The 255-nt window shown below is 56.5% G+C and carries 1 pseudogene; it reads left to right on the top strand.

Annotated elements, in window-relative coordinates:
- A pseudogene (gene tuf / locus AACY49_RS31620) lies at nucleotides 1–255 on the top strand (elongation factor Tu); the annotation flags it as partial.

Raw genomic sequence — 255 nt, 5'->3', positions numbered from 1 at the left:
TCCCGGGCGACGACACTCCGATCATCATCGGTTCGGCGCTGATGGCTCTGAACGGTCAAGACGACAACGAGATGGGCACCACTGCCGTCAAGAAGTTGGTTGAGACTCTGGACAGCTACATCCCAGAGCCAGAGCGTGCTATCGACAAGCCGTTCCTGATGCCAATCGAAGACGTATTCTCGATCTCGGGTCGCGGTACTGTTGTGACTGGTCGTGTTGAGCGTGGCATCGTCCGCATCCAGGAAGAAGTTGAGA

The organism is Pseudomonas sp. EL_65y_Pfl2_R96 (assembly GCF_963970905.1).
Classification (GTDB): domain Bacteria; phylum Pseudomonadota; class Gammaproteobacteria; order Pseudomonadales; family Pseudomonadaceae; genus Aquipseudomonas.
This window is presented reverse-complemented; position numbering and strand designations above follow the sequence as displayed.